At 68.7% G+C, this 24,051-nt stretch carries 10 protein-coding genes; 9 read left to right on the forward strand and 1 reads right to left on the reverse strand.

The window, feature by feature from the left end; all coding sequences use genetic code 11:
• Window positions 1-282: 282 nt before the first annotated feature.
• The 9 genes from IG194_RS30845 to IG194_RS30885 all read left to right on the forward strand — a co-directional run bounded on the left by IG194_RS30845 (window position 283) and on the right by IG194_RS30885 (window position 22,155).
• Complete coding sequence (locus IG194_RS30845) at window positions 283-10,815, forward strand: VCBS domain-containing protein (protein WP_192353628.1); 10,533 nt, start codon at window positions 283-285, stop codon at window positions 10,813-10,815.
• A gap of 44 nt (window positions 10,816-10,859) precedes the next feature.
• A complete protein-coding gene (locus tag IG194_RS30850) occupies window positions 10,860-12,449 on the forward strand; it encodes a TolC family protein (RefSeq protein WP_058489867.1) in 1,590 nt (529 codons plus the stop codon).
• A complete protein-coding gene (locus tag IG194_RS30855) occupies window positions 12,433-13,218 on the forward strand; it encodes an efflux RND transporter periplasmic adaptor subunit (protein WP_058489868.1) in 786 nt (261 codons plus the stop codon). The genes IG194_RS30850 and IG194_RS30855 overlap by 17 nt, the downstream gene beginning before the upstream one ends.
• A 6-nt stretch (window positions 13,219-13,224) precedes the next feature.
• The gene (locus tag IG194_RS30860; protein WP_058489869.1) at window positions 13,225-14,565 is read left to right on the forward strand and encodes an efflux RND transporter periplasmic adaptor subunit; all 1,341 of its coding nucleotides are present in this window, start codon (window positions 13,225-13,227) and stop codon (window positions 14,563-14,565) included.
• On the forward strand, window positions 14,565-16,664 hold the full coding sequence (locus IG194_RS30865; protein WP_176707166.1) for an HlyD family efflux transporter periplasmic adaptor subunit: 2,100 nt from the start codon (window positions 14,565-14,567) through the stop codon (window positions 16,662-16,664). Before IG194_RS30860 ends, IG194_RS30865 begins: the two co-directional genes overlap by 1 nt.
• Window positions 16,665-17,182: 518 nt before the next feature.
• Window positions 17,183-17,716 (forward strand): cytochrome b, encoded by a 534-nt coding sequence (locus IG194_RS30870; protein ID WP_043317159.1) that lies wholly within the window; start codon window positions 17,183-17,185, stop codon window positions 17,714-17,716.
• 193 nt (window positions 17,717-17,909) lie between these two features.
• Window positions 17,910-18,677: an SDR family oxidoreductase gene (locus tag IG194_RS30875; RefSeq protein WP_058489871.1), complete on the forward strand. Its 768-nt coding sequence runs from the start codon at window positions 17,910-17,912 to the stop codon at window positions 18,675-18,677.
• A 278-nt stretch (window positions 18,678-18,955) separates the two neighbouring features.
• Window positions 18,956-20,773 carry a DUF1302 domain-containing protein gene (locus tag IG194_RS30880; RefSeq protein WP_009622292.1) on the forward strand — a complete coding sequence of 606 codons (1,818 nt, stop codon included), beginning with the start codon at window positions 18,956-18,958 and terminating at the stop codon, window positions 20,771-20,773.
• Between the two features lie 17 nt (window positions 20,774-20,790).
• Window positions 20,791-22,155 carry a DUF1329 domain-containing protein gene (locus IG194_RS30885; RefSeq protein ID WP_009622294.1) on the forward strand — a complete coding sequence of 455 codons (1,365 nt, stop codon included), beginning with the start codon at window positions 20,791-20,793 and terminating at the stop codon, window positions 22,153-22,155.
• A 433-nt stretch (window positions 22,156-22,588) separates the two neighbouring features.
• Here the strand turns inward: IG194_RS30885 and IG194_RS30890 are convergent, their stop codons facing one another.
• Window positions 22,589-24,016 carry a DUF1254 domain-containing protein gene (locus IG194_RS30890; RefSeq protein WP_058489872.1) on the reverse strand — a complete coding sequence of 476 codons (1,428 nt, stop codon included), beginning with the start codon at window positions 24,014-24,016 and terminating at the stop codon, window positions 22,589-22,591.
• Window positions 24,017-24,051 lie beyond the last annotated feature (35 nt).

Raw genomic sequence — 24,051 nt, forward strand, 5'->3', positions numbered from 1 at the left:
TCACAAAAGGAATACATCCGGGCCACGGCGGTTTCCCGAGGCGCAGTTGTGCAGTGGAAGAAGCGATCCAGAGCGCTTGGCGAATCATGACCATCAGGTCATGAAATACTTACCTGCGGCTTCATTCATCAAGTGCATATACCTCAGAAACTTCCTTAAGAAATTGATGTAACAAAACTGAGCAAATCCACGATTCCTGACTAGGCTAATGGCCAGGGAAAAGCTCGCGTTAGAAGTCCGGGCGTTGTTTTTCGATCGCTGATTTCTGATGTGGGAATTCGTATGGACATGTCGAAACCAAGCCGTCCGATCGCTGCGTTCCGGCCCCGTAGCCAGGCCCTGGCCCTGGAACCCAGGATTCTCTTCGACGGCGCCGCCGCTTCCGCGGCCGACCAGCAGCACCACACCAGCGACCACGCCGACCAGACCGACGCCAGCCACACCCCCAGCACCCCGGACGCCGCCGCGGCCAAGGCCCCGGGCCAGCCGCGCACCCTGGTAGTGCTGGACAGCCGCGTGGAGAACCGCGAGCAAATGACCGCCAACCTCGCGGCCAACGTCACCACCCTGGTGGTGGATGCCGGCCAGGACGCCCTGGCGGCGATCAGCGCGGCGCTGGCGCAGCTGGGCAAGGTCGACTCGATCCAGATCTTCTCCCACGGCGCCTCCGGCCAGTTCACCCTGGGCAACCAGACCTTCACCGCGGCCAACCTCGACCAGTTCGGCAGCACCCTGAACAGCTGGCGCGGCGAACTCGATGCCGGCGCCGACATCCAGCTCTACGGTTGCGCCGTGGGCGCCGGCAGCGCCGGCCAGGCCCTGGTCGACCGCCTGGCGCAATGGACCGGCGCCGACGTCGGCGCCTCCAGCAACGCCACGGGTGCCAGCGCCGCCGGCGGCGACTGGAACCTGGAGGTGCGCCACGGCGACCTGGACAAGAGCATCGCCCTGTCCGCCAGCACCCTCGACCATTTCCAGGGCCTGCTGGCCGACGCCGCCCCCACCACCAGCATCGGCGGCGGGGCCGCGGTGCGCCTGGGCGACGACGTCACCTTCACCGTCAGCTTCAGCAACCCCTCGACCCAGGTCGGCTTCGCCCCCTACATCGACCTGTTCCTGCCGGCCACCGGGCGCGACGGCGACGACGGCCTGAGCTTCGTCAGCGCCACCTACCTGGGCCAGACGGTGAAGTCCTTCGTCGTCACCTTCGACGCCAACGGCAATGCCACCCACCCGCTGGCCAAGGACGCCAACGGCAACGCCCTGGTGATCAACGCCGCCAGCGTCGGCATGAAGCCGGGCGATCAGATGGTGGTACTGCAGCTGCCCTACGCCAGCGTCACCAACGGCCAGCCGAGCATCGACGTGCAGGTCACCGCGCACCTGAGCGACCTGGCCGACACCAGCCTCTCCGACGGCGCCCCCAACCTGACCATCAACGCCCGCGGCGGTTTCGAGTACGGCAACGATTCGCTGAACAACCCCACCCTCGACCCCAGCCGGGTGGAAGGCTCGCTGCATGCCTTCGTGGTCACCCCGACTCTGCTCAGCGTGACGCAGACGCTGGACATGCCCGAGGGCGAGACCGTCACCGGCCCGAACTACACCCGTACCGAGAGCGTCACCGTGACCCCGGCCGACGGCCAGACGCTGACCGACGTCACCATCACCCAGACGGTGCCCGCCCAGGTCCACGTCAGCGCCATCACCCCCGGCGCCGGCGGTACCCTGACCTCGGTGACCCTGCACGACGGCACCGTGCTGACCAACCCGGCGCTGATCGCCGTGGCCCTGGCCAACCCGAGCGTCTTCATCAGCAGCTACAGCATCCACTACGACACCCTGAGCGGCCCCAGCACCACCCAGGTCAGCTTCTACGTACCGGAAATCGACGCCAACGGCAGCCCGGTGATCGACCCGAGCACCGGCAACCCGGTGACCATCACCTTCGGCACCGCCACCGCGAGCGGCAACTGGAACCCGCTCGACCCGCGCGACCGGCCCACCGACCCGGATGGCTACCCCTTCACCATCACCGGCGATGGCCAGGGCATCACCTTCGTCGCCAAGTCCATCACCCTGCTCAAGCAGGTGAACCTGCAGAGCGACGTCGGCACCCCCGGACTGACCCCCGGCGACACCCTGCGCTACACCATGGACATCGCCATCTCCGACTTCTTCGGCTTCGGCGAGAACATCCTCCAGCAGGGCCGCTTCACCATCACCGACCAGCTCGGCGACGGCCAGACCTTCGATACGGCCAACCCACCGACCCTGGTCATCCGCCAGGGCGCCAACAGCCAGACCATCGCCCTGGTCTACACCGCCACGCAGAACGCCGACGGCAGCACCACCCTGGTCTTCGACATCGCCCAGTCGATTCTCAACGCGGTGGGCGGCGCCGGCCTGGGCGCCCTGTTCGGCGACCTGGCCCGGGACGACGTGCAGGACGGCGCCGTTCACGCCTTCATCACCTACGACGCCACGGTGGACACCACCTACACCACCGACCACCCGCCCCACGACCAGCTCAACGAGGGCGACAGCATCGGCAACAGCGCCACGGTCAATGCCACCGTGATACGCGACGCCGTCAACCTCGGCAGCGAACAGACCGATGGTTCCAGCACCACCAGCACCATCCAGAGTTCCAGCGTCGACATCGAACTGACCACGGTGAATGGCGGCACGCCGCCGGCCGACGGCGAGCTGCGCCCCGGCGACGTGGTCACCTTCACCATCAGCTACGACCTGCTGGTGGCCGACTACGAGAACTTCAAGCTCGTCGCCTACCTGCCGCTGCCGCTTCTGGACGCCACCGGCATCGCCTGGAGCGTCGGCAGCGGCGTGGGCCAGTGGTCCTTCGGGCCGGACAACACCATTCTCGACGTGCCGGACAGCGTCACCACCGGCCCGGGCAACTCGATCGTCTTCGACTTCGGCGACTTCATCTCCGGCGGCCTCGACGGCGGCACGGTGCAGGTTCACTTCACCATGGTCGTCGGCGACCAGCCCTTCGCCGACCAGCGCTCGCTGGACGTGCTGGCGCAATCCAGCCAGACCACCACCATCGACAAGGACGTGCTGGTCTCCTCCGATGTCGCGGTGATCGCCTCGATCGCCGAGCCGGTGCTGGACATCAAGCACGGCGTGGTTTCCAGCAGCAACGGCAGTGTCACCGGTACCAGCGGCAACTGGACGGCGCCGGGTACCGGCGGCAAGCCCTTCAGCGGCAACGTCACCGACCTTGCGGCGATCAACGGCGACGTCAGCGGCATCGACGGCGGCGACACCCTGCGCCTGGCCACCGCCATCGAGAACAGCGGTGGCGGCGCCGCCTATGACGTCAGCACCAGCATCACCCTGCCGCCGGGGCTGGCCTTCGTCGGCGGCAGCCTGGGCGCGGCCAACCTGCAGGTCTACCGTGGCGACGGCACGCTGCTGGCGCTCGGCACCGACTACAGCATCAGCGGCAACACCATCACCTTCCTCGACGCCAATGGCCAGGCGACCCTGCTGGCCGGGCGCAGCGGCACGGCCAACGACCTCTCCGGCGCCAACCTGGTGGTGATCACCTACGACGTCACCGTCGACAACGCCATCCTCGCCTCGCGCACCCTGCAGAGCAGCGCCGCGCTGACCAACTATGCCAGCGTGGAAGGCGGCCAGGACTTCACCCCCACCGACCTGACGGAAATCGCCAACCAGCAGGTGGCCGCGCCGACCCTCGTCAAGAACTACAAGGACGGCAGCCTGAGCGACGACGACTCCAGCGCCGGCCACACCAGCGGCAGCAACCTGGTGATCGGCGAGAGCATGACCTACGACATCGTCGTCACCCTGCCAGAAGGCGGCACCGCCAACCTGCGCATCGACGACCTGATCCCCCCGGGCCTGCGCCTGGACCCGCGCTTCAACGGCAACCTCGGCTACCAGATCATCACCACCGCGGCCGGCAGCGGCGCCCTGGGCCAGGACTTCAACGGCACGCTGAGCGTCTCCAGCTTCAGCGCCGACGGCAGCGACGGCGGCGACATGCGCCTGGTGTTCAGCACTGCCGGCGCCACGGCCGACAACAACACCGGCAACAATGCCTTCATCATCCGCCTGGTGCTGGTGGCCAGCAACGTGCCGGGCAACCAGGCCAAGGTCAGCCTGAACAACGGCGCGCAACTGGTCTACAGCGACCCGGACGGCGACGCCCCCAACGGCGCCACCGCCCTCGACCGCACCGTGGTCAGCGCCCAGCAGCCCGGCGTGGCCATCGTCGAGCCGACGCTCACGGTGACCCAGCAGATCACCTCCAGCGGCGGCCTTGGCGGCTACGACCAGGGCGACACCATCAGCTTCGACATCACCATCGCCAACAACTCCGACACCGATGCCTTCGACCTCAGCCTGCTCGACCTGTTGCCGACGGAAATCGACGGCCTGACCATCACCAACGTGACCTACAACGGTGGCGCGACCAACAATGGCGGGCCCGGCTTCGTCATCCTCAACGGCCAGTTGGTCAGCGCCGGCGGCGCCAATATCGACATCGCCAACGGCGGCAGCATCGTCATCAGCCTGAGCGGCGTGGTCAACGCCAGCGCCGCCGGCGAGGCGGCCATTCCGAACAACGCCGAAGTGCGCTGGACCAGCCTCGACGGCAGCAGTAGCGCCACCGACACCGCCAACGGCGAGCGCAGCGGCGGCGACGGCCTGCTCGGGGGCGGCACCCTGAACGACTACCGGGTCATCTCGCCGCTGCTGATCCCGGTGGCCAACGGCATCCAGATTTCCCGCGTCGGCGGCATGCAGGACACCCCGCCGCCCAGCGATGCCGGCGGCACCAACACCGCGGCCCTCGACGAACAGGTGGCGGTGGGCGAAGTGATCCGCTACCGCGTGGCGGTGCTGGTGCCCACCGGCGACAACCCCAACTATCAGGTCCGCATCGAACTGGCCGCCGGCCTGGAATTCATCCCCGCCGACCTCAACAACATCCTCATCGCCCTGGTCTCGAGCAACCTCAACGGTCTGTCCAGCGACATCACCCTGACCAGCAACGGCCAGCTATGGATGAACGGCAACGAGGCCAGCGACGTGGCCCAGCCGATCAGCGCCAGCCTCGGCGGCACCGTGCCCGTCGGCCGGTTCGACGCCAGCGGCGGCCGCCTGGTCATCGTCACCAACGCCGACGGCAGCCAGACGGTGACCTTCAACCTGGGCAACCTGACCAACACCGAGGCCAACGACAGCGACCTCGAAGGGGTGGTCCTCGAGTTCAACGTGCGCGTCACCAATGTCAGCGGCAACCAGGCCGGCAAGCAGCTCGGCGTGAGCGCCCACGAACACGTCGGCCTGGACGGCGGGGTCGACCGCGGCAAGAGCGACACCCTCTTCGAAACCGTGGTGGAGCCCAGCCTGGCCGGACTGGACAAGCACGTCATCGACATCCAGCCCGGCGCCGGAAACACCACAGATACCACCGTCTCGGTCAGCTTCACCCAGAACGGCAGCGTGCCGGCCTACAACATCCACCTGCAGGACCAGTTCCCCAACGGCAGCAGCTACCAGGTGCAGGGCATCCTGCTCAACGGCGTGGCGCTGAACCTGGCCAACCTGCCGGAAGGCGTCGCCTTCAGCGACGGCAGCGCCATTTCGGTGGACTTCGCCCAGCTCGCCCCCAACGACCAGGTGCAGGTGATCTACAGCGTCACCCTGCCCAACGGCGTGATCGCCGACGACGCCAGCAGCGCCGCGGTGCTCACCTGGACCAGCCTGCCGACGGACTTCGAAAACACCGGCTGGGGCGGCTCCCTGCCCGGCAGCGGCGGCAGCACCGATGGCGAACGCAACGGCCAGGATGGCGCCAGCGGGCTGAACAACTACGTCCTCAGCGAGGGCGCGGGCATGGGCGTGGTCCAGGGCACCCTGTGGAACGACAGCCGGTCCGCCACCAGTAGCGCCACCCCGGACGGCCCGGGCCTGGACGGCGTGGCCGTACAGCTGACCTGGGCCGGCGCCGACGGCCAGTTCGGCACCGCCGACGACCGCGTGTTCAATACCGTCACCGCCAACGGCGGCATCTACCAGTTCGCCATCCTGCCCGCCGGCAACTACCTGATCGCCGTGCCGCAGGACTATCAATTGGCGGCCAACAACCGCTTCCACATCCGCATCGACACCGACACCGGCACCAGCGCCGCCGGGCTGGGCGCGGTGAGCCTCGCCCTGGGCGAAGGCGCCACCGGCACCGCCGATTCGGGCTACGTGCACCTCAACGAGGCGCCGATCAACACCGTCGCCGACCAGCACGGCACGGAAGACACGGTGCTGCACATCGTCGGCCTGGTCACCAGCGACGTGGACGTCAACGCCGGCAACGCCGACGGCATCATGACCATCACCCTGAGCGTGCAGCACGGCGTGCTCTGGCAGTCGGCCACGCCGCCCGCCGCCGATGCCACGCCGCCCACCGGCGCCGGGCGCACCCTGGTGCTGAGCGGCACCCTGCAACAGCTCAACATCCTGCTCGGCCAGCTCTATTACAAGGGCGACCAGGACTTCAACACCTTCCGCGACAGCGAAACCCTGATCATGGTCACCAACGACCAGGGCAACTTCGGCGACAAGGACGGCGACGGCATCCCCGGCGAGAACCCGGACGATGCCCTGAGCGACACCGACGCGCTGAACATCGTCATCGACCCGGTGAACGACGCGCCTCAAGCCAACAACGACATCGCCATCGCCGTGGAGGCCGGCGGCTCCAACAACGCCAGCCCCGGCACCAACCCCACCGGCAACGTGCTGGCCAACGACACCGACGTCGACATCCAGACCAACAACGACTTCCTCAGCGTCACCCACATCGCCAGCAACGCCAACCCCGCCGGGCTGGACCTGCCGTCCAGCGGCGTCATCAGCATCCAGGGGCGCTACGGCACCCTGCTGATCAACGCCAACGGCGGCTACCAGTACATCGTCGACAACAGCAACCCGACGGTGCAGGCGCTACGCACCGCCAACGACCGCCTCAGCGACTTCTTCGACTACGACCTGGTCGACAGCGGCGGCCTGACCAGCAGCGCCGTGCTGCAGATCAACATCCACGGCGCCAACGACACGCCGGTGGCCGCGCCCGACACCGGTATCGCCATCGAGGCCGGCGGAACCCTGAACGGTACCGCCGGCCAGGATGCCACCGGCAACGTGCTGAGCAACGACACCGACGTCGACTCGGTGGCCCTGGGCGAGACCAAGACGGTCAGCCTGGCCCGCTACGACGGCCCGGGTGGTGGGCGCGTGATTCCGGTCGCCAGCGGCCAGCCGGCGGTGATACAGACCGCTTTCGGCAGCCTGACGCTCAACGCCGACGGCAGCTACCGCTATGTGATCGACAACGACAGCCCGGCGGTGCAGGCGCTGTCCCCCGGCCAGACACTCACCGAAGTCTTCACCTACCAGGTCACCGACGCCGGCGGCCTGAGCGCCATCACCACCCTGACCATCACCATCCAGGGCGCCAACGACGCCCCGCTGGCGGTCGACGACCAGGGCAGCGCCAGCGCCGGCGCCAGCGACGGCAGCCCGGCGCCGGTGAACGCCAGCGGCAACGTGATCACCGGCGCTGCCGGCGTCGGCACCGATACCGACGTCGACAACCTCGACCAGCCCAACGCCGACGTGCTCAAGGTCGACGGCGTGCGCAGCGGCCTGGAAAGCGCCGGCGGCAGCTTCACCGCGGTGCCGGCCAGCGGCTCGGTGAGCCTGACCACCGAAGTGGCACGCCTGGCCAACGGCAGCCTGATCAACGGCAACTTCGGCCAGCTCAGCCTGAGCGCCGACGGCAGCTACAGCTTCTTCGTCAACAGCGCCAACCCGGACATCCGCGCCCTGGGCGCCGGCGAAAGCCTGGAGGTGATCGTCACCTACCAGATCCATGACAGCGGCGGGCTGACCGACCAGGCGCAACTGGTGATCACCGTCATCGGGGTCAACGACCCGCCACAGATCAACCCGGTGACTGTCGATGCCATCGAGGCCGGCGGCCTGAACAACGCCACCGCGGGCCTGGACCCCAGCGGCAACATCGCCGCGTCCTACAGCGACCCGGACGGCGATACCCTGAGCATCACCGCCATCGTCAGCCCCACCGGCGCCAACGGCACCGTCGGCCAGAGCCTGGCGGGCAACTACGGCAGCCTGGTGCTCGACGCCCAGGGCAACTACAGCTACGTGATCGACAACAACAATGCCGCCGTTCAGGCCCTGCGCACCGACGCCGAGCGCCTGACCGAGGTATTCCAGTACAGCGTCAGCGACGGTAACGGCAAGACCGTCACCGCCACCTTCAGCGTGGTGATCCACGGCCGCAACGACACCCCCATCGCCAGCGAAGACGCCCCCATCGCCGTCGAGGCCGGCGGCACCGACAACGGCACCCCGGGCACCGACCCCAGCGGCAACGCCCTGCTCAACGACACCGACGTCGATGGCGGCGACGGCAAGACCGTCGATGGCCTGCGGACCGGCGCCCTGGCCGCCGGCGGGAGCTTCGTCCAGGTCGGCGCCGGCAACGCCTCGGTGGCCGGCAGCTACGGCAGCCTGAGCATCGACGCCAACGGCAACTACGTCTACACGGTCAACAACGGCCTGGCCGCGGTGCAGGCACTGAAGGCCGGCGAGAGCCTCAGCGAAGTCTTCACCTACCAGATGCACGACACCGCCGGGGCCACCTCCCAGGCGCAGATCCGCATCACCATCCAGGGCGCCTGGGACGCGCCGGTGGCCCACGACGACCTGGACTTCGCCGTGGCCACCGACGACGACGGCAATGGCGGCAGCAATCCGATCGGCAACGTGCTGCCCAACGACACCGACGTCGACGCCGGCGACCACAAGACGCTGACGGGCATCGGCCTGGGCGCCGAAGGCGACAACCCGGCGCTGACCGGCGTGCCCGGCGGCACCACCCAGGCCAACGGCCAGGTGCTGGTCGGCCAGTACGGCACCCTGACCATCGGCGCCGACGGCAGCTACCAGTACGTGGTCGACTCCAGCAACGACGTCATCATCGCCCTCGGCCCGCTGGGTTTCGTCATCGAGCAGTTCACCTACCAGGTGACCGACGACGGCGGGCTGAGCGACACCGCCACCCTGAACATCGTCATCCGCGGCCAGGACCAGCCGCCGATCACCGCGCCCGACCAGGGCACCGCGGTGGAGGCCGGCGGCCTGAACAACGCCACGCCGGGCAGCGACCCCGGCGGCAACGTGCTGGACAACGACCACGACCCGGACACCATCGACCTGTTCCCGGAACAGATGACCATCCTCGCGTTCTGGAGCGGCGACCGCCCCCTGCCAGGCGACGCCGCCGCGGCCGGGCAGACCCTGCGCGGCCAGTACGGCGACCTGCGGATCAACGCCGACGGCAGCTGGAGCTACATCCTGGACAACAGCCTGGCAGCGGTGCAGGCCCTGCGCGTCAGCGGCCAGACCCTGGTGGAACGCTTCACCTACCAGGTCACCGACATCTGGGACGCCACCAGCAACGGCGTGCTGACCATCACCATCGACGGCCGCAACGACACCCCCATCGCCCAGGACGACGCCGCCATCGCCGTGGAGGCCGGCGGAGTGAACAACGCCACCCCGGGGGCGGACCCGACCGGCAACGTGCTGGACAACGACAGCGACGTCGACGGCGTGCAATACGGCGAGACCAGGCAAGTGATCTTCTTCAGCGGCGAGAACGGCCAGCAGGCCCAGGCCGGGCAACGTCTTGCCGGGCGCTACGGTGTGCTGCTGCTCAACGCCGACGGCAGCTACCGCTACGAGGTGAACAACGCGGACCCGGTGGTGCAGGCCCTGCGCACCGCCGGCGAGACCCTGCGCGAAGTCTTCACCTACCGCATGCGCGACACCGCCGGCGCCACCTCCGATGCGCGCCTGACCGTGACCATCCAGGGCGCCGACGACAACCCGGTGGCGCGCAACGACAGCAACACCGCCAGCGACCAGGTGGTCGCGCCCCAGGCCAGCGGCAACGTGCTGCCCAACGACAGCGACGTCGACGGCGGCGACCGCCTGAGCGTGGTCGGCGTGCGCGTCGGCGCGGAAAACGCCAGCGGCGCGGCCGGCAGCGTCGGCCAGGTGCTGGCCGGGCGCTACGGCTTCCTCACCCTCAATGCCGACGGCAGCTACACCTACAGCATCGACCAGACCAACCCCGAGGTGCTCGCCGCCGCCGGCCTGGGCCGGGTGCTGCAGGACGTCTTCACCTACACCGTCGCCGACCTCGCCGGCGCCACCGACCAGGCCGAGCTGACCATCACCCTGGAGATCGCCTCGCCCTACATCCAGCCGCCGGCCGGCCCCTACTTCGGCCAGCGCCCCGGCGACGGCCAGCGCAATGCCCCCGGGCTGGGCCTGGAGCCGGCGATCTTCGTGCTGCCGGAAGTCGAGAGCATCGAGCAGCGCCTCATGCAATCCATGTGGCACGTGGACGGCAACCGCGCCGACCTGTTCCTCACCCCTGAGGTCGAGGCGGACTCGATCGGCGCGGGCCTGGGCCTGGTGCCCGGCCAGTACGTGGCCCAGGCGGTGGCCGAGAGCCGCGAAGCCAGCGAACGGGAAAGGGCCTGGATCGACGGCCGCCACGGCCGCGCCAACCTCAGCGCCGACGGCCTGCTCAGCGAGCCCTCGCTCTGGGCGCCGCGCGCCAGCGACCTGGTGCCGGCCGCCGAGAAGCCCGCGCAGACCGCCCGCGGCTTCCGCCAACAGCTGCGCGAAGCCGCGCAACGCAGGGGGAGCGCGAATTGAATCGGGATCGACAGAAAAAAACACGCATTGAACAAGGAATGCTTATGCCGGGACAACGCCTCAAGGCCTTGAGTGCCATCATCGCCGTCAGCACCGTGCTTGGCGCCTGCTCCTCGCTGATGGAGTCCAAACCCTACGACGAACAGCAGATGCGCCAGCGCGTCATCGACGACCAGGCGCGCATGTACCGCGAGCAGGAGCCGGTGAACGCGCCCATCACCTTCTACGAGGCCGCGGCGCGAGCCCTGAAATACAACCTCGACTACCGCCTGAAGCTGCTGGAAAGCGCCTTGGCCGCCGACCTGCGCGACGTCACCGCCCACGAGATGCTGCCGCGCCTGGTGGCCTCGGCCGGCTACGCCGGGCGCAACAACGACTCCGGCGGCACCTCCATCGGCATCCAGGACCGCCAGGTGTCCCTGCGCCCGTCCACCTCCGAGGAACGCTACCGCGACATCGACAGCCTGGGCCTGTCCTGGAGCCTGCTGGACTTCGGCGTGGCCTACTACCGCACCCAGCAGAAGGCCGACCAGATCCACATGGCCGAGGAACGCCGCGAGCGCGTGGCGCAGAACGTCATGCAGGACGTGCGCAACGCCTACTGGCGGGCCCTGGGCGCCCAGCGCCTGCTGCCGGAGGTGGATAACCTGCTGATGCGCACCCACCGCGCCCTCACCGCCGCCCGCGAGGCGGAGAACCAGGGCCTGCTGCCGCGCCAGGACATCCTCGCCTACCAGCGCGCCCTGCTCGACTCGGTGTACATGCTCACCGTGCGCCGCCAGGACCTGGAGTTCGCCCGCGCCGAACTGGCCGCGCTGATGTCGCTGCCGCCGAACTCGAAGATGCTCCTGGCCGACACCAGCGAGCCGCCGCTGCCGCTGGTCACCAGCAACGTCGAGAGACTGGAGCAGCTGTCGCTGCAGCACCGCCCGGAAATCATGGAGGAGTGGTACCGCAAGCGCGTCGACGAGAACGACCTGAAGATCGCCAAGGCCCAGCTGTGGCCCAACGTCAGCGTCAACTACGGCTACCAGTACGACTCCAACAAGTACCTGTACAACAACCACTGGAACGAGACCGGCGTGCAGGTCTCCATCAACCTCCTGCGCCTGCTGCAGTACCCGGCGCTGAACACCGCCCAGCAGACCCAGGCCAAGACCGACGACATGCGCCGCACCGCGCTGTCCATGGCCATCCTCACCCAGGTCCGCGTCGGCCTGCTGCGCTACCAGCTGGCACGCCAGGAAGTGGAGTTCGCCGACGACAGCCTGCGCGTCGACAAGAGCCTGCTGGACTACGCGCAGAAGGCCCGCAGCGCCGCCCTGGGCACCGAGCTGGAACTGATCCGCGCCGAAGGCCGCTACCTGCTCTCGCGCTACCAGCGCGAGGCCGCCTACTCCGACGCCCAGGCCGCCTGGGGCCGGCTGTACAACTCGGTGGGCTTCGCCGTGCTGCCGGACAAGGTGGAAAATCACGACGTGAAGACCCTGGCCCGGGAAATCCAGCGCACCCTGGAACAGGAGAGCGGCAGCAACCTGCTCACCGCCAGCGGCGCGGGCGCCCCCAGCAGCAATCTTTCCGGCAACAACCTCTCCAGCAGCAACGAAGGAAGCGCCAATGCCGCACAGCCGTAAGTCCTGCCTGTCGTGCCTGCCGTTCCTGTTCCTCGCCCTGCTGCCGTCGGCCTTCGCCGCCGACGGCGACCCCACCCTCCCGCCGCCGGCCGCCGGCGACGAACCCAACGCCATCCGCGTGCTGCTGGTATCGGACCTGGAGACCACCCTGTCCAGCCAGATGAACGGCACCCTCGGCGAACTCAAGGCCAGCCTCGGCCAGAAGGTCGGCAAGGACGCCCTGCTGGCCCAGCTCCAGTGCGTCGAGGTGCAGGCCCGCGCCAAGGTCGCCGCCGCCGAGCTGGGCATGGCCCGGCAGAACCTGGCGGCCAAGCGCAACTTGCAGAAGCTCGACGCCGCCGGCGAACTGGAAGTGGCCATGGCCACCACCGAGGTGAGCAAGGCCGAGGGCGCCCTCACCCTGGCCCGCACCCAGGCCGGCTACTGCCAGGTGCAGGCGCCCTTCGCCGGGCGCGTGGCCAAGGTCTACGTCAAGCCGTACCAGACCGTGCAGGCCGGCGCGCCGCTGTTCGACCTGGTCAGCGACGGAGCCCTCAAGGTGCGCCTGAACGTGCCCTCCACCCTGCTGCCGCAGCTCAAGCCCGGCATGCCGGTGGAAGTGGAGATCCACGAGACCGGCAAGCGCTATCCGGCCAAGGTCAGCGCCATCAACGCGCGGGTCGACGCCGTAGCCCAGACCGTCGAGCTGGAGGCCCGCCTGGATGCGGCCTATCCTGAACTGATCGCGGGCATGAGCGGTACCGCGCGCTTCCCCGACGCGCAAGAGTAGGCAGCCATGAGCGAGATGTTTCCGCCACCCCAGCTGCTGCTGAGCCTGGCCAACCTGCGCGACCGCGCCCTGGCCGCGGAGTCGCTGAACGCCCTGGCCTTCTCCATGGCCAACGACCTCTACGCGCTGCTGCGCTTCCACCAGGCGCTGGTGCTGGCCCAGCACGGCCAGCAGCTGGAGCTGTTGTGCATCTCCGGCCTTGCACGGCCCACCGAGGACTCGCCCTACCTGGTCTGGCTGCGCCGCGCCGGGCGCTGGCTGAGCGGCCAGGCGGCGGACGCCGCGCCGCGCTGGCTGCCCCGCGAAACCCTGGAAGTGCCCGAGGACATCGCCGAAGGCTGGGCCGAGTGGTGGCCCAGCGGGCTCTGGGTCATCCCCCTGCATGACCGCCACGGCCAGCGCCTGGGGCTGCTGGTGTTCCTCCTCGACGAAGCCCCGGCGCCCTCGGTGGAGCACCTGCTGCAGGGCGTGTTCCAGACCTGGGCGCACTGCTGGGCGGCCTTCGGCAAGCCGCGCTCGCTGCGCTTCTGGCGCCCCAGCCGGCGCCAGCTGTTGCTGGGCGTGGCGGTGCTGGCGGTGATGCTGCTGGTGCCGGTGCGGCAGACCGCGCTGGCCCCGGCCGAAGTGGTGTCGCGCAACGCCCAGGTGATCAGCTCGCCGATCGACGGGGTGATCGCCCGCATGCTGGTGCGGCCGAACCAGAGCGTCGAGGTCGGCACGCCACTGTTCGCCCTCGACGAAACCACCCTGCGCAGCCGCGCCGAAGTGCTGGCCAAGGAAGTCGCGGTGGCCGACGCCGAGCTGCTGGCCGCCAGCCAGCGCGCCTTCGACAACCCGCAGAGCAAGGGCGAGCTGGCGGTGCTAAACGGCACCGCGCGGCAACGCCGCGCCGAACTGGCCGCGGTGCAGGCGCAGCTGGCGCGCACCACGGTGCTCTCGCCGCGCGCCGGGGTGGCGGTGTACAGCGACCCCAACGACTGGCTGGGCAAGCCGGTGGTCACCGGCGAGCGCATCCTCCAGGTCGCCGACCCCAGCCAGCCGGGCATGCGCATCCAGCTGCCGGTGGCCGACGCCATCGCCCTGGACAGCGGCGCGCCGGTCACCCTGTTCCTCACCGCCTACCCGCTCTCGCCGCTGCACGGGGAAATCCTCGAGACCAGCTACGAAGCGCGCCCGGGCGACGACGGCGTGGCCTCCTACCGCCTGCTGGCCAGCGTCGAGGGCGCCCCGGCCCACGCCCGCCTGGGCCTGCACGGCACCGCCAAACTCTACGGCGAGCGCGTGCCGCTGGGCTACTACCTGCTGCGCCGGCCGCTGGCCGCCGCCCGCGCCTGGACCGGCTGGTGATGGACGCCGCCGCCGAAGACCTGCCCACGCCGCCGCTGCGCGACGACCTCGACATCGCCGAGGCCGGCAGCAATGCCGACGGCGAGCCGGCCTGGGTGATCCACGACAACGTCACCAACCGCTTCTTCCGCATCGGCTGGCTGGAGTTCGAATGCCTGCTGCGCTGGGAGCAGACGCCGCGGCGCATCGCCGAAGACATCGCCGAGCAGACCGCGCTCAAGCCCGACGTCGAGCAGGTGCTGGGCTTTCGCGCCTTCCTCGAACGCCACCAGTTGGTGCGCCCCGGCGCCCAGGCCCTGGAACGCCTGCGCGAGGCCAGCGAGGGCAACCAGTTCCTGACCTGGAAATGGTGGCTGCACCACTACCTGTTCTTCCGCATCCCGCTGCTGCACCCGCAACGCCACCTGCGGCGCCTGGCCGGCGCCCTGGGCTGGCTGTTCCACCCCTTCATGGGCGTGCTGGTGGTGGGCCTGGGCCTGCTCGGCATCGTCCTGGTGGCGCACCAGTGGGACACCTTCCGCCACGACGTGGTGGAATCCTTCTCCACCGAGGGCCTGCTCAGCTTCGCCCTGGCCCTGGTGGTGGCCAAGACCCTCCACGAACTGGGCCACGCCCTGGTGGCCACGCGCCTGGGGCTGAAGGTGGCGCACATGGGCATCGCCTTCGTGGTGATGTGGCCGATGCTCTACACCGACACCGGCGAAAGCTGGAAGCTGCGCAGCTCGAAACAACGCCTGGCCATCGCCAGCGCCGGCATCCTCACCGAGCTGGGCCTGGCCGGGCTGGCCACCCTGGGCTGGGCGCTGAGCGACCCAGGCCCGCTGCGCAACGCCCTGCTCTACCTGGCCACCACCAGTTGGGCGCTGTCCCTGGCGCTGAACGCCAGCCCCTTCATGCGCTTCGACGGCTACTTCATCCTCTCCGACCTGCTCGACTTCCCCAACCTGCACGAACGCGCCACGGCCCTGGCCAAGGTCACCCTGCGGCGCAACCTGCTGGGGCTCGACGAAGCCTGGCCGGAACCCTTCCCGGCGCGCCAGCGGCGCCTGCTGGTGGCCTTCGCCATGATCACCTGGGTGTACCGCCTGGTGCTGTTCCTGGGCATCGCGGTGACCGTCTACCTGTTCTTCTTCAAACTGCTCGGGATCTTTCTCTTCGCCGTGGAAATCTCCTGGTTCATCGTGCAGCCGATCTGGCGCGAACTGAAACACTGGTGGCAGCACCGCGGCGAAGTGCGCCGCGGCCGCCGCCATCTCTTCCTCCTCCTGCTGGCGGCCGTCCTGCTGCTGGTCGCGGTGCCCTGGCGCAGCCAGATCCACGCCGTGGGCCTGGCCCGCGCCGAGCACCAGGTGCGCCTCTACGCGCCCTTCCCGGCGCTGCTGCAGCAAGTGCGCAAGGCCGGCCCGGTGCAGGCCGGGCAAACGCTGGTGGTGCTCGACCAGCCGGACATCACCATCCGCCTGGCCGGCAACGAAGCCAGCATGCAAGGCTACCGCGCCCGCCTGGCCGGCCTGCTGGCCGACCCCGCCGGCCTGGCCGAGGAAGCCGCCACCCGCCAGCGCTACGGCGTGCAATTCCAGGAAGCCCGCGCCGCCCGCTCGGAAATCGCCCGGCTGAACCTGCAGGCGCCCTTCGCCGGCCAGTGGCTGGACCTGAACCCGGACTGGCGCGGCGGCCAATGGATAGGCACCCGCGAGCCCCTGGGCGTACTCATCGACCCACGCAGCTGGCAGGTGGACGCCTACGTCGGCCCCGACGAAATCCAGCGTCTGGGCGAAGGCAGCGCGGTGCGCTTCTACCCCGAAGGCGTGCCCCGGGCGATCACCGGCAAGGTCCTGCAGATAGGCACCACGCGCATCGGCCAGCTGGGCCAACCGGCCCTGGCCTCCCGCCACGGCGGCCCCCTGGCGGTGCAACCCCACGGCGACCAACTGGTGCCCAGCAGCCCGCTGTTCCACGTGCTGGTGCAACTGGACGAAGCCCCACCGAACCTCCACGAAACCCGCGGCCACCTGCAGATCGAAGGCCAGCGCCGCAGCCTGCTGGCCGATGGGTTGATGCACCTGGCGGCGGTGTTCATGCGCGAGAGTGGGTTCTAGCGCTCCCGCGATTTCGCGCGCAGGGCGCGCTCCTGCATGGGAGCTGCGCCGAGGCGCTCTTCGTAGGATGGGTTGAGCCTTGGCGAAACCCATGCGGTCGTGATGATGGGTATCGCTTCGCTCAACACCATCCTACGAAAAGCCGTGCTTCCTGGAAGGTAAGCGGGCCCTGCCCGCGACTTCGCGCGCAGGGCGCGCTCCTGCATTGGAATGGCGTGGGTTGGGCGGCGTAGGCGCAACTGTCCTGCCCCGCGCCGAGATGCGGAGGATAACCGCGAACGGTTATGCGCCCTACGCACTTGCCGGTTGACGCTGAACTATCCGACCGCTCCGAACGGCTCCCTCTCCCGCTTGCGGGAGAGGGCTGGGGAGAGGGCGCTCTCACCCCCCCACAACAAATTGCAACGCCTTCCTCCCCATAACAGCCAGCCCCTTCGGTTACCCTCCCCGGCTCCCACGAAAAAACGACCCGCCCCAAGCCCCGTCGGCAAGGCCGGCGTCCGCAAAGAGGAACCCCCGTGACCCAAGCCCGCTACACCCCCGCCCAGATCACCCTGCACTGGCTCAGCGCCCTCCTGGTGCTGGCCATCATCGCCCTGCCCTACGGCAAGGACCTGTTCGCCGGCCTGCTCGGCGGCGTCGGCGGGGTGTTCACCCTGCACAAGTCCCTGGGCCTGACCGTCCTGGCCCTGACCGTCACCCGCCTGCTGGTCCGCGCCCGCCATGGCGCGCCGCAGCTGCTGCCGGCCGACGAGCGCCTCAAGCTGCTGGCCGCCAAGGCCGGCCATGCCCTGCTCTATGCGCTGCTGATCCTCATGCCGCTCACCGGCCTGCTGTTCGGCAAGCGCCCGGTGAACCTGTTCTGGCTCGTGGAAATCCCGCCGCTGCCGCTGTCCGATGCCGCGCGCGAGGCGGCCAAGGCCTTCCACGTCACCGCCCAGTACCTGCTCTTCGCCCTCATCCTCGGCCACGCCGCCGCGGCCATCTGGCACCACCACGTGCGCCGCGACGGCGTGCTGCGCGCCATGCTGCCGGCCCGCGAACAGGCCTGAGGCGTCACCCGGGGCCGGCTCGCCACGCGCCGGCCCCATCATCCCCATTCATCATCCTGATCGCACTTCCGGGCGATATCGCCCCACCGCCCCGCTGCCTATCCTCGCCTGGCCGGCCCCGCCCCTAGACGCGCCTCCTGATCCGACCGGGGGCGGTGGCCGGCCCCTTTCGCAACCGTTCCCGGAGCAGCCCATGTCCACACCCGCCCCCTTCGACCTCAGCGGCAAGGTCGCCTTCGTTTCCGGCGCCAGCCGCGGCATCGGCGAAGCCATCGCCCACCTGCTGGCCCGCCAGGGCGCCCAGGTCATCGTATCCAGCCGCCGGCTGGAGGGCTGCCAGGCGGTGGCCGAGGCCATCCAGGCCGCCGGCGGCAAGGCCAGCGCCGTGGCCTGCCACATCGGCGAGCCGGAGCAGATCCAGGCCACCTTCGCCTGGATCCGCGAACGCTTCGGGCGCCTCGACATCCTGGTCAACAACGCCGCCACCAACCCACAGTACGGCAACGTGCTGGACACCGACGTCGCCGCCTTCCAGAAGACCGTGGACGTGAACATCCGCGGCTACTTCTACATGTCGGTGGAAGCCGGCAAGCTGATGCAGGCGCAAGGCGGCGGCAGCATCGTCAACGTCGCCTCGGTGAACGGCATCAGCCCCGGCGAGCTGCAGGGCATCTACTCGGTGACCAAGGCCGCGGTGATCAGCATGACCAAGGTCTTCGCCAAGGAATGCGCGCCCTTCGGCATCCGCTGCAACGCGCTGCTGCCGGGGCCCACCGACACCAAGTTCGCCGCCGCCCTGGTGCAGAACCAGGCGGTGCTCGACGGCATCCTGCAGCGGGTGCCGCTCAAGCGCGTGGCCAACCCCGAGGAAATGGCCGGCGCCGTGCTCTACCTGACCAGCGACGCCTCCAGCTACACCACCGGCATCAGCCTGGCGGTGGACGGCGGCTACCTCATCTGATCCGCGCGCCCGCGGGCGCCCTTCCGACCTCCTGACGCACCGGGCCCTGGCCCGGTGCGCGCGTTGCCCCGCGAAATTCCTTCAGACAACTCCCACATCTCACCGAGCCAGTGAATGAAGGACCATTCAGCGTATTGCTGGACCCCGCTGGAACCCGCGCCACAGCACGACTCATACCTTCTTCCGATGCGCCACTCGTACTTTCGCGCGCTTATCCGCCCCCGGCGCTCCACATAGCTTGTGCCTGCAGTCTTCCACCCCCTGCACTGGAGCGTTTCATGAGAACAATAACAAGACCTGGATTCTTCCAACCGCAGCTGCTCGCGCTGGCCGTCGCCCTGGGCGTGGCCGCCCCTGCCAAGGCGGTCAACTTCAACATCGGCGAGATCGAGGGGCAGTTCGATTCCTCCCTGTCCCTGGGCGCCAGCTGGAGCACCCAGAGCCCCCACCAGGACTTCATCGGCTACAACAACGGCGGCAACATCGCCACCCACACCACCGACGACGGCCGCGTGAACTTCGAGAAGGGCGAGACCTTCTCCAAGCTGTTCAAGGGCATCCACGACCTGGAGCTGAAATACGGCGACACCGGCCTGTTCGTGCGCGGCAAGTACTGGTACGACTTCGAGCTCAAGGACGAGAGCCGGCCGTTCAAGGACATCAGCGACGACGGCCGCGACAAGGGCGCCCGCTCCTCCGGCGCGCAGCTGCTCGATGCCTTCGTCTACCACAACTACGACATCAAGAACCTGCCGGGCAGCGTGCGCCTGGGCAAGCAGGTGGTGAGCTGGGGCGAGAGCACCTTCATCCCCAACAGCATCAACAGCATCAACCCCATCGACGTTTCCGCCATCCGCCGCCCCGGCGCCGAGATCAAGGAAGCGCTGCTGCCGGTGAACATGTTCTACCTGTCGCAGAGCGTGACCGACAGCCTGTCCGTCGAGGGCTTCTACCAGCTCAAGTGGGAGAAGACGGTACTGGACAACTGCGGCACCTTCTTCGGCACCGACGTGGTCCCCCACGGCTGCAACCTGAACAACGCCAACAACGCCGCGCCCGGCTTCGGCTCGCTGATGGCGCAGTTCGAGCCCATCGCCGCGGCCGCAGGCCAGGGCTTCATCGCCAACGACGAAGGGGTGATCCTGCCGCGCAGCGGCGACCGCGAGCCGGGCGACAGCGGCCAGTGGGGCCTGGCCCTGCGCTGGATGACCGACGACGTCGAGTACGGCGCCTACGCCATGAACTACCACAGCCGCAACCCCTACTACAGCAGCCAGACCGCCAACGGCGCCACCCTGGCCTCGCTGGGGCGCATCCTGGCCGCCACCGGCGCCGCCTGCGGTGGCCGCCCGGGTTGCTCCTCGGTGGTCCAGGGCATGGCCCTGAGCACCGTGCTGGGCAACAGCAACTACTTCATCGAGTACCCCGAGGACATCCGCCTCTACGGCCTGAGCTTCGCCACCAGCCTGCCCACCGGCACCGCCTGGAACGGCGAGATCAGCTACCGGCCGAACATGCCGCTGCAGATCAACACCCCGGACGTCTCCCTGGCGGTGCTCAACCCGATCGCGGCGACCAGCTCGCCGACCATGCCCAACGTGCCCGGCGGCATCAACCGCGGCTACGAACGCAAGCCGATGACCCAGGTGCAGACCACCTTCACCCACTTCTTCGAACAGGTGATGGGCGCCGACCGCCTGACCCTGGTGGGCGAACTGGGCCTGACCCAGCTGAGCGACCTGGAACCCACCAGTTCCATGCGCTACGGCCGCTCCCCCGAGTACGGCCAGTGGGCGCCGGGCAACACCCACGGCTTCTACACCAACACCTCCTGGGGCTACCGCGCCCGCGGCATCCTCGACTACGGCAACGCCATCGCCGGCATCAACCTGAAGCCGAACATCGCCTGGTCCCACGACGTGGAAGGCTACGGCCCGACCTTCAACGAAGGCGCCAAGGCCATCAGCCTCGGCCTGGATGCCGACTACCGCAACACCTACACCGCCAGCCTGTCGTACACCAACTTCTTCGGCGGCGACTACAACACCCTGATCGACCGCGATTTCCTCGCGTTCAGTGTCGGCGTGAACTTCTGATCCGCGAGGACTCAACGATGAACAAAGCACTACGAGTGATCGGCGCATTCACCCTGTCCCTGCTGGCCGGCAGCGTGCTGGCCGCGGTGTCGCCGGACGAAGCCGCCAAGCTGGGCACCAGCCTCACCCCGCTGGGCGCGGAGAAGGCCGGCAACGCCGACGGCAGCATCCCGGCCTGGACCGGCGGCCTGGCGCAGAACGCCGCCGCGGTGGATGCCAAGGGCTTCCCCGGCAACCCCTTCGCCGGCGAGAAGCCGCTGTTCACCATCACCGCGCAGAACGTCGAGCAGTACAAGGCCAAGCTGTCCGAAGGCCAGCTGGCGATGTTCAAGCGCTACCCCGACTACAAGATGAACGTCTACCCGAGCCACCGCAGCACCGTGGTCCCGGACTTCATCTACCAGGCGGCCAAGACCAGCGCGCTGAAGACCAGCCTGGTGCAGGGCGGCAACGGCCTGCAGGGTTTCGCCGACAGCCGCTGGGTGGCCTTCCCGATTCCCAAGGACGGCCTGGAAGTGGTGTGGAACCACATCACCCGCTTCCGCGGCGTGAACATCCTGCGCGCCTCGGTCACCGCCGCGCCGCAGACCAACGGCAGCTTCACCGCCATCCGCTACGAGGAAGACCTGGCGGTGCCCAAGGGCATGGCCGACCTGGATCCCAAGGACGCGGAAAACCTCCTGTACTACTACAAGTCGCGGGTCACCGAGCCGGCACGCCTGGCCGGCAACGTGCTGCTGGTGCACGACTCCCTGGACCAGGTGAAGGAACCGCGCATGGCCTGGCAGTACAACGCCGGCCAGCGCCGCGTGCGCCGCGCCCCGCAGGTGGCCTACGACAGCCCGACCACCGAGGTGGACGGCCTGCGCACCTCCGACGGCCTGGACATGTACAACGGCGCGCCCAACCGCTACGACTGGAAGCTGGTGGGCAAGAAGGAAATCTACATCCCCTACAACAACTACGAGCTGGCCTCGCCGAAGCACAAGTACGACGAGATCCTCAAGGCCGGCCACATCAACCAGGACCTGGCGCGCTACGAGCTGCACCGCGTCTGGGTGGTGGAAGCCAACCTGAAGCAGGGCGAGCGGCACATCTACGCCAAGCGCCGCTTCTACGTCGACGAAGACTCCTGGAGCATCGCCCTGTCCGACCAGTACGACGGCCGCGGCCAGCTGTGGCGCGTAGGCGAGGCCATGCTGACCCAGGACTACAAGCAGCAGGTGCCCTGGTACGCCCTGGAATCCCTGTATGACCTGATCTCCGGCCGTTACGCGGTCAGCGGCATGATGAACCAGGAGAAGAGCTGGATCCGCTTCGGCGAGCCCTCCTCCGCCGCCAAATTCACCCCGGCTGCCCTGCGCAGCGACGGGGTTCGCTGAGCAGCAGCACCTGTGGTTTTGGGCGACCTTCGGGTCGCCATTTTTTTTGTAGCCCGGGCCACCCGAACCATGGCGCCTCCAGTGCTCTTCGTAGGAGCAACTGTCTTGCCGGCCGCGCCGAGACGCTTTTCGTAGAATGGGTTGAGCCTTGGCGAAACCCATGCGGTTGCGGTGATGGGTATCGCTTCGCTCAACACCATCCTACGAAAGCCATGCTCGCTCATGCGGTAGGAGCGGACCTTGTCCGCGATAGCCGGACGATCCGGCGCGGTTCGCGGATGAGATCCGCTCCTACGCAACCCCACCCACGCCATTCCGTTGTAGGAGCGCGCCCTGCGCGCGAAATCGCGGGCAGGGCCCGCGCCTACAGGCCGCCGTGAAGCACGGCATTCCTCTTTGTAGGAGCGGACTCCGTCCGCGATCCGCCGCGCCGCTAGCGGGCGCGGGTCACCTGCGGCAGCGCGTAGCTGCCATCGAGGATGCTGGCGTCCGGCTGGTACAGACGCAGCAGCAGGTAGAAGTCGCCCTTGGGCGCCGGTAGCCAGTTGGCCTTGCCTGCGCCGGCCGGCTGGGCGTGCTGGATGGGGATGCTGATCGAGCCGTCCGCCGCGACCTGCAGGCCCGGGGTGTCCGAGCCGACCTTGTAGCGGCCGATGGGGTTGTCCACCAGCATCTTGTCGCCGGCGTTGTAGATCGTCAGCGACCAGAACGCCCCCACCGGCGGCGCCTTGGCGAAGGTCAGGCGGTACGGGTTCTCGCCGTTGAGCGGCTTGCCCTGCTCGTCGGTGAAGCGGATCGGGTAGACCGCCTCCTCCGCCAGGTTGCCGCCCAGGTAGGCGCCGGCCATGACCGAGCGGCCCGGGTAGTCGTAGCCGAACGCCTTGACCAGGGCCACGTTCCAGCCATTGCGCAGCACGGTGGAAGTCATGGTGGCCTTGCCCGCCACCAACTGGCCGTCGGCCAGGGCGCGCTTGAGCCCGCGCAACTGGTCGGCGGTCAGCTTGCTGCGGTCGAAGCCGTGCTCGGGGGTGAGGCCGATGCGCGCCAGTTGCCCCACCAGCGCCTGGTCCACGGTCTTCATGCGGTTGTGCTGCATGGCGTAGCCCAGGTGGGTGAAGAAGCCCAGCTCGTCGCCATCGATCGACGGCAGCGCCGGCAGGCTTTGCTTCGCCGGCACGTAGCCGGCCTTGCCCAGCTGGCTCAGCGGGCGCAGGTCGAACTGCTTCTGCAGCGCCAGCACCGGCGCCAGGTCCTCGCCCTGGCGGATGTGCACGCGGCCCCACAGCCAGACCTTGTCGGTGCTCACCGGCAGCGCCTTGACGCCTGCCGGCAGGCTGCCCTCCCAGCCCGGCGGCACCAGGGCGAAGCGCCCGGCCTGGGTGCCGGTGGCGCGACGGCCGATGTAGTGCTCCAGGTCGTGGTACATGTCGAAGACGTTGATCACGTAGTAGCGGTCGGCGGTGTCCGGCACGCTCAGCACGTAGGGCTCGTCCAGCTTGACCACCGCGCTCATGTACAGGGTGTCGTTGTTGGCGGTGGGCATGTCCTTGTCCGCCGGGGTGGACAGCGCCGTGGCCCAGCCGATCTGGTTCAGCGGCCCGCGGTAGCTGGTCGGCGGCTTGTTCGCCGGCACGTCGATGTACTCGCGCAGGATCCGCTCCAGGCGCACCAGCGGGTAGCCCCAGGTGTAGGCCATCACCCCCAGGTTGTAGGCGTCGATCTCCTGGGCCTGGGCGACCTTCTGCGGCGTCATCACCAGGCTGACCTGCGGGTCGGCATAGCTCGGCGCGGCCAGGCAGTGGCCGGCGGCCAGGGCGACGGCCACGCTCAGCGCGGACAGCATCGTGCGTGTGGCTTTCATCATGAATTCCTTGCTCTGGGTTGGAACTGGTGCGG

Origin of the sequence: Pseudomonas sp. ADPe, from assembly GCF_014843515.1 — a bacterium.
In the GTDB taxonomy this organism is placed as follows: Bacteria; Pseudomonadota; Gammaproteobacteria; order Pseudomonadales; family Pseudomonadaceae; genus Pseudomonas; species Pseudomonas citronellolis.

Excerpts from the sequence above, each read along its gene's own strand:
- IG194_RS30885 (WP_009622294.1), top strand. The coding sequence starts at position 20,791 with ATGAACAAAGCACTACGAGTGATCGGCGCATTCACCCTGTCCCTGCTG.
- IG194_RS30875 (WP_058489871.1), top strand. The coding sequence starts at position 17,910 with ATGTCCACACCCGCCCCCTTCGACCTCAGCGGCAAGGTCGCCTTCGTT.
- IG194_RS30890 (WP_058489872.1), bottom strand. The coding sequence starts at position 24,016 with ATGAAAGCCACACGCACGATGCTGTCCGCGCTGAGCGTGGCCGTCGCC.
- IG194_RS30860 (WP_058489869.1), top strand. The coding sequence starts at position 13,225 with ATGAGCGAGATGTTTCCGCCACCCCAGCTGCTGCTGAGCCTGGCCAAC.
- IG194_RS30845 (WP_192353628.1), top strand. The coding sequence starts at position 283 with ATGGACATGTCGAAACCAAGCCGTCCGATCGCTGCGTTCCGGCCCCGT.
- IG194_RS30880 (WP_009622292.1), top strand. The coding sequence starts at position 18,956 with ATGAGAACAATAACAAGACCTGGATTCTTCCAACCGCAGCTGCTCGCG.
- IG194_RS30865 (WP_176707166.1), top strand. The coding sequence starts at position 14,565 with ATGGACGCCGCCGCCGAAGACCTGCCCACGCCGCCGCTGCGCGACGAC.
- IG194_RS30850 (WP_058489867.1), top strand. The coding sequence starts at position 10,860 with ATGCCGGGACAACGCCTCAAGGCCTTGAGTGCCATCATCGCCGTCAGC.
- IG194_RS30855 (WP_058489868.1), top strand. The coding sequence starts at position 12,433 with ATGCCGCACAGCCGTAAGTCCTGCCTGTCGTGCCTGCCGTTCCTGTTC.